The organism is Xenorhabdus entomophaga (genome assembly GCF_037996725.1).
Taxonomy (GTDB): Bacteria; Pseudomonadota; Gammaproteobacteria; order Enterobacterales; family Enterobacteriaceae; genus Xenorhabdus; species Xenorhabdus khoisanae.
The window spans coordinates 1-6,135 of the sequence record NZ_JBBMXH010000158.1 but is presented as its reverse complement, the minus strand read 5'-3'; the positions used below and the strand labels follow the sequence as shown (position 1 = coordinate 6,135).

The following is a 6,135-nucleotide window of genomic DNA, read 5'->3' as shown; positions in this document are numbered from 1 at the left end:
TCATCCAATTGATAAAACAGAGATTAAATTGTTTTGGGTTGATCCGCGAAATAATCCGGGCAAACGTATCATCGACAGGGACACCTTCTTTGAACATACCTTGTTGTAGAAACCATTCATGGTAGCCTTCGGTATATTCCTGAATATCGCTCCAGCCCTCTGCGCCGGCAATCATTGCACAAAGCGACGCAAACAGGATATCAAATAAGGGATAGGCGATTTTTGCTCTCTGGCGCGGATCTTGGATCGCTGAAAAATGCAGGCTGAAGTCTTCGAGGCACATGATATTGGGTTTCAATTCTCAAAAGAGAGTATAAGATCACAGCTCTTTACTCGAAGCAACTTATTTATTTTTGGCTAAAAAACATTCGTGATCTTGCCCTGGGTATTGGGTAAAAGAGCAGATACTACGCTCTCTTTACTCACTCCCATTTGTTGAAGTGAAATGGCAATTCTTTCGCAGCGATTGGCATATTGGCGCCATGTCCAACGGTGTTTCCCATCGATAACGGCAATATCATCACCACCACTTAATACGGCTCTTTTAAGAAATAAAATAGGTGATAATGCCGTGCCATCATATTTATCCAGGAATGAATTATCGAGCGTCATGTTTTTACCTCATTTTGTTATGTCCTTTAAAATTAACCGGCCAATCTCAAATAGTTAACATTATATTAATATAATAAAGGTGTTTTTACAGTAATACATGACTAAATTGGATAGATGGCATTTTTATTTAAAATCTTATGTGAGTCACTCTCCCTTTCCTAAAATATTATATTTTTTAATATACTTATTTCATTTATTAATATTGATGAATCAAACACTAAAAAATATATTAAAGAGTTACATTCAACCCAATAAAAAAACTTCATCTATTAATATAAAAGGATACAGTTATGTTCAATTTAGCAGGAAAAATTGCTTTTATCTCAGGTGGAACCAAAGGTATTGGCAAGGGCATTGCAAAAGTGCTGAAGCAAGCTGGTGCGATTACCATTATTGCTGGTACTGATAGCGTGAAAGGGGAATCCGTTGCTAAAGAGCTGGGGGTTGATTTTATTTCCCTTGATGTCACGGATCAGGCTGCATGTAAAAGTGTAATTGATAAGATTGTTAAAAAATATAGCAGGCTCGATATTCTTTGCTCTAATGCAGGTATTTTTCCACAACATTATCTTAAAGACATGACCGTTGAAGATTGGGATTTAGTTCATACTGTCAATCTCAAAGGGACATTTTTCTTAGTTCAAGCGGCATTGAATGTGATGGAAAAGCAACGTTATGGACGCGTTGTGATCACTTCTTCAATAACCGGAGAAATCACGGGTCTTTCAGGCTACAGCCACTATGGTGCAAGTAAAGCAGGGCAGCTAGGGTTTATGCGTAGTGCCGCATTGGAGTATGCAGGCCAGGGTATTACCATCAACGCTGTTATGCCGGGCATGATCATGACTGAAGGCTTACAGTCATTTGGTGATGATTTCCTTGATCATGCGAAAAATATCACACCAATGCGGGAATTGGGGGTACCGGAAGATATTGGTTATGCGGCCTGCTTCCTGGCATCTGATGAGGCGAAATATATTACCGGGCAAACAATTGTTGTTGATGGAGGACAGGTTCTGCCAGAAGTACAGGAAATCTGATTGCCTTTACAAAGATTGTAGTAACATGATTGTCGTAATACAGAAGAAAAGGGTAAAATGGTTACCCAATAAACACAGGAAGGGGATGATATCTTCTTCCTGATTTTTATTGTCTGAATCAGGTAAAGGATATTATGTCATTGAACTATGAACGTAACCCGCTCCCACTGCCAAATGGGCGCAATAAAGTGTTACTGCACTCATGTTGTGCGCCATGTTCTGGGGAAGTCATGGAAGCAATGTTGGCTTCAGGGATTGATTTCACGATATTTTTCTATAATCCCAATATTCACCCCCTAAAAGAATATGAACTGCGCAAAGATGAAAATATTCGTTTTGCGGAGCAAATGGGTATTCCCTTTATTGACGCTGATTATGACCGTGATAATTGGTTTGAACGCGCGAAAGGGATGGAAAATGAACCTGAACGTGGTATTCGTTGCACAATGTGTTTTGATATGCGCTTTGAGCGAACCGCGTTATATGCCCATGAAAATGGTTTCTCTGTGATTACCAGCTCGCTGGGTATTTCCCGTTGGAAGAATATGCAGCAAATTAATGAATGTGGTGTTCGGGCCGCTTCTCATTATCCTGATCTCATGTATTGGGAATATAACTGGCGAAAAGGCGGTGGTTCTTCCCGCATGATAGAGATCAGCAAACGTGAGGAATTCTATCAGCAGGAATATTGTGGTTGTATTTATTCTCTCAGGGATACTAACCGACATCGTTTGGCAACGGGGCGTGAAAGAATAAAATTGGGCTCTGTCTTTTATAGTGCAGACAGCGGGAAAAAAGATAGCTAATTGCATCGGTTTTCTTGAGGTAATAAAAAAAAGCCTGCACGGGCAAGTGCAGGCCAAAGATACGGCAAATATAAAAACCCTGGTGGTGACTTGGAGCGAACCTAGTTAGGCTCTGAACAGTGATGAGTCACCATGACTATATGTGAGATGGTATACTTCCGTCCAATGGGTTGCACAGATCAATCAAGGAAGATTGATCGATAAAAACGATCGTTCATTGATCTATTACACAGAGAAAATGCTCATTAATCTTTGCCATATCTGGCGCGGTTGGGTGTACAACCAAAACGCCGTCGATAACTTTGGGTAAAATAGGACTGACTGGAAAAACCCGATTCTAATGAAATATCGGCAATACTCATTTCGCTGTTTAGCAATAATTGGTGGGCATACAGAATCCGCTGTTCGCTGATCCAGGCTCTGGGAGACGTTCCATAGACGCTGTTAAAAAGTTCTTTAAAGGAAGTCAGCCCCATACCGAACTCACGTGCAAAGTCATTCAATCTCCACTCTTTTAGATAATGGTTCTCCATAAATGTTTGCAAGCGTTCTACCTGACGATTGCTTAACTTCCGTAGTACAGACATTAGCAATGCCCCCTGTTCACTCAAGGAAAGCAGCAGCAACAGTTCTTCAACTCTTAATTGAATCAAGGCTGGCGGGTAATCATGGGCCAGTAAATTGGCGAGGCCGCGGATGCTTTCCGTCAGTAGGGGAAATTGATTAAAAGGAATCAGCCTGTAAGCAGGAAAATCTTGCCGCTCTATTTTGCTTAGTAATGAACCAAAACGTTTTAAAAAACTGCGCAGGAACTCCATATGTAATGGTAACCATAATACCTGACAGCTTTCTGTATTGGTTCTGGCCGCATAGCTACCCGGATGAGTAAAAAGGATCTCATTCGATGTGATGTGATAAGTATTGATACAATCTTTCCATACCATTTCTCCATCAAGTAAAATGTACAGCCCTCTTTGTTTATGTTCCAGGATATTGAAATCCGGCATGGTTAATTCGATAGTACAAATACTCTTTTGATTTAAGCCCATCGTCCTTTTCATTTAATACTCCTAATTTTCCTTATCATGAGTAATCATTTTTTTTGATGAGTGCATGGTGTATTTATTATATTAATTAATGAATGATGAAAAACTTTCCCTATGGCACTCAGATTATCTTTATTGATAAACAGAGTGCTGATTTAATCTGGATTGAAGATCTTGAAAGCTCATTCTTAACATCAATTAAATTGCTCTGGGTATTATATATCTAAATAAATATTTGTGTTAGGGTTAAGTGATATTTTTTTGATATAAATTTATCTGGCCCGCTTTTTTTGTGATTAAAAATAACTTTTTCATAATTGTTTGCTTTTTTATCTTGTATTGTTTGGTTTTTATATAATTGTTTTTAGGGGAAAAGAATATGGTCAACAGTGGCAGATGTTAATGAGTTTATTCTGTTGAGTTAATTATTTTAACGGACTTTTATCACCATGAATATCATTGATTATTTGACTTTGATTTTTTAATTTGTTGATTATTATTTTATTTATGTGTATACGGCCACCATGATGGATTAATGGCTAATAAGATAAATAATTGTTGAAATCCAATGAATTATAGATGATTTTTCAACGTAACCTAATATCATTTTCGAGCGTTAATTATGATAATTACAGTGATGAAAGTTAACAAAAAGGATTATCTAATATTTTAATTACAAAGTGGATTTTGGCCTGGTTATTACGTATATTGCATTTTGCAAGTTAACATTAAGACATTATTTCTAAATTTCAAAAATCAATTGTATTTTCTTGTCAAAGAAAAAATGGCATTCATATCAAAATCATAAAATGACTACTTCAGCTAAGGCATCTCATTTCGATCTCTGCGGGTGTGAGTGACTGGTCCATTAATTCAATCATATCTTGATAAGAAGGAACGATAATTTAACTATAAAATAGGTGGTGAGAAACGAAAGAAAAACAATCACAGGTAACGATGAAAGTATGAATGAAGTATGAATCATTGAGTATGTGGTTTTTTCTATATGCTCAACATGATACGAATATATTAATATTTTGTTTTTTTATTGTTACGTACTTATCGGCCAATGTGGTTGTTATCGATCAAGTTTATCGTGTTAGGTTTTTTTATTTTATAAATATAGAATAAATGAATTCCAATTCAGTGGGTTAAACTCAAATAGCAACTTTATCCGTGTAATAACGCTATAAATACCTCTGTTATAGCTTCGTAGATTGTTTTTTATACTTGTACAATGCTAGGATGTGTTTTCACAGCCCTTTTTCTATACCTGCTAAGGCATATTCGTAGATATATTTGCTGATGAAATATAAGAAAAAACTAAAAAAACGAGAAAAATATGGAAAAGTATCGTTTTTCAGATAACGCTTTTTTATACAGTCTATGGCTCCTTTGGGGGAGCGCATTAGGACTCTATCTGTATGGTGCTTATATTAGTTGTACCATAACAGCAATTTTATCTTTTTTAGCCTTAGTGTTTTACTTTGTAAATATGAAATTGAGAATAAACGCTATGTTTGGAAAAAAAACTGAGATACCTGTTGCCAGCTCTGCTACACCAGTTAAGAGCATACAGCTTGAAGAGAAAAAGCTCCCTGAAGCTGAGATTCGTCCCAACACCATTGTTGCCAAAAACTCCGTATTCAAGGGTGATATTGAAATGGACGGGGATATCCAAATCTGGGGTAAAGTCATTGGTAATATTCGCGTAAAAGGTGGTGCCATTCGTATTATGCATGCCGGCAAAATTGAAGGTGAGCTCAATGCCCCTGAAATCATCATTGATGGTCATGTTGAAGGTACGTGTTGTGCGGAAACATTGGAGATTCTGGAACATGGCGAGTTGAGAGGCATCAGCCGCTGCGGAAGTATGTCGATTCGTCGTGGTGGGTTATTTGTTGGTCAGTCTGAACAGGTTGAAAATAAGAAAAAACCAGAAATTGAACGCGTTATTGCCATTAGGGATAGTCAGGGAGATAAACCAAAAGCTAAAAATAACGCTTGATAATTGCTCGTAAAATAAAACGTTATGCCTTACTGCCGGAAAATATGTATGATTTTCCGGCAGTTTTGTTTTTATTACCGATTAGTTTTTCCCTAAATTTCAAGGAGGCATCATGTTTATTGAATTGGATACAGAAAGATTATGGCTCCGGGCTTGGAAGGAAGAAGATAAAGAACCTTTTTTTCGCTTAAACAGTAATCCTGAAGTGATGGAGTTTTTCCCTAATACATTGTCTGAAGAACAGAGTGATATTTTGGTTGATAATATTGTTCGTAAGTTTGAAACGCAGGGCGGTTGGGGATTATGGGCAGTTGAATTAAAGCAGAGTGGTGAGTTTATTGGCTTTGTCGGGCTGAATATTCCTGATATCAAATTTCCCTTTTCTCCTTGCGTTGAGATCGGCTGGCGGTTGGATAAGCCATGCTGGGGAAAAGGTTATGCCTGTGAAGCAGCCCGTAGAATTCTTGATTTCGCCTTTACGGGAGTTGGGTTAGAAGAAGTAGTCGCTTTCACGTAACCCTTCACCAGTCCCCCATTGACACAAAAATGTGATGTTTATCGCTTGATCCGCATTTCCCTGTTGCTTGATCCTGCCAGTCAGGTAACTTTTTCACCCATGAAAA

The 6,135-nt window shown here is 37.8% G+C and carries 7 protein-coding genes; 4 read left to right on the top strand and 3 right to left on the bottom strand.

The features are described from left to right. Window positions 1–283 (bottom strand): ISAs1 family transposase (locus AAC854_RS20830; protein WP_340618774.1); only part of this gene is annotated, 283 nt, incomplete at its 3' end. A 74-nt stretch (window positions 284–357) separates the two neighbouring features. Beyond that, window positions 358–612, bottom strand: coding sequence for an AMP-binding protein (locus tag AAC854_RS20825; protein WP_340618773.1), 255 nt, complete (start codon window positions 610–612; stop codon window positions 358–360). 290 nt (window positions 613–902) lie between these two features. Here AAC854_RS20825 and AAC854_RS20820 point away from each other — a divergent pair, with 290 nt between their 5' ends. Both AAC854_RS20820 and AAC854_RS20815 read left to right on the top strand, forming a co-directional pair. Further along, window positions 903–1,652, top strand: a complete 750-nt coding sequence (locus AAC854_RS20820; RefSeq protein ID WP_340618772.1) for an SDR family oxidoreductase — start codon at window positions 903–905, stop codon at window positions 1,650–1,652. Between the two features lie 134 nt (window positions 1,653–1,786). Beyond that, on the top strand, window positions 1,787–2,458 hold the full coding sequence (locus AAC854_RS20815; RefSeq protein WP_340618771.1) for an epoxyqueuosine reductase QueH: 672 nt from the start codon (window positions 1,787–1,789) through the stop codon (window positions 2,456–2,458). Between the two features lie 245 nt (window positions 2,459–2,703). On the opposite strand, the gene AAC854_RS20810 is transcribed toward AAC854_RS20815, so the two are convergent. Beyond that, on the bottom strand, window positions 2,704–3,519 hold the full coding sequence (locus AAC854_RS20810; RefSeq protein ID WP_340618770.1) for a helix-turn-helix transcriptional regulator: 816 nt from the start codon (window positions 3,517–3,519) through the stop codon (window positions 2,704–2,706). A gap of 1,327 nt (window positions 3,520–4,846) precedes the next feature. Here AAC854_RS20810 and AAC854_RS20805 point away from each other — a divergent pair. Next, window positions 4,847–5,512, top strand: a complete 666-nt coding sequence (locus AAC854_RS20805) for a bactofilin family protein (RefSeq protein ID WP_340618769.1) — start codon at window positions 4,847–4,849, stop codon at window positions 5,510–5,512. A gap of 112 nt (window positions 5,513–5,624) precedes the next feature. Beyond that, window positions 5,625–6,029, top strand: coding sequence for a GNAT family N-acetyltransferase (locus AAC854_RS20800; protein ID WP_340618768.1), 405 nt, complete (start codon window positions 5,625–5,627; stop codon window positions 6,027–6,029). Window positions 6,030–6,135 lie beyond the last annotated feature (106 nt).

Excerpts from the sequence above, each read along its gene's own strand:
- AAC854_RS20825 (WP_340618773.1), bottom strand. The coding sequence starts at position 612 with ATGACGCTCGATAATTCATTCCTGGATAAATATGATGGCACGGCATTA.
- AAC854_RS20820 (WP_340618772.1), top strand. The coding sequence starts at position 903 with ATGTTCAATTTAGCAGGAAAAATTGCTTTTATCTCAGGTGGAACCAAA.
- AAC854_RS20815 (WP_340618771.1), top strand. The coding sequence starts at position 1,787 with ATGTCATTGAACTATGAACGTAACCCGCTCCCACTGCCAAATGGGCGC.
- AAC854_RS20810 (WP_340618770.1), bottom strand. The coding sequence starts at position 3,519 with ATGAAAAGGACGATGGGCTTAAATCAAAAGAGTATTTGTACTATCGAA.
- AAC854_RS20805 (WP_340618769.1), top strand. The coding sequence starts at position 4,847 with ATGGAAAAGTATCGTTTTTCAGATAACGCTTTTTTATACAGTCTATGG.
- AAC854_RS20800 (WP_340618768.1), top strand. The coding sequence starts at position 5,625 with ATGTTTATTGAATTGGATACAGAAAGATTATGGCTCCGGGCTTGGAAG.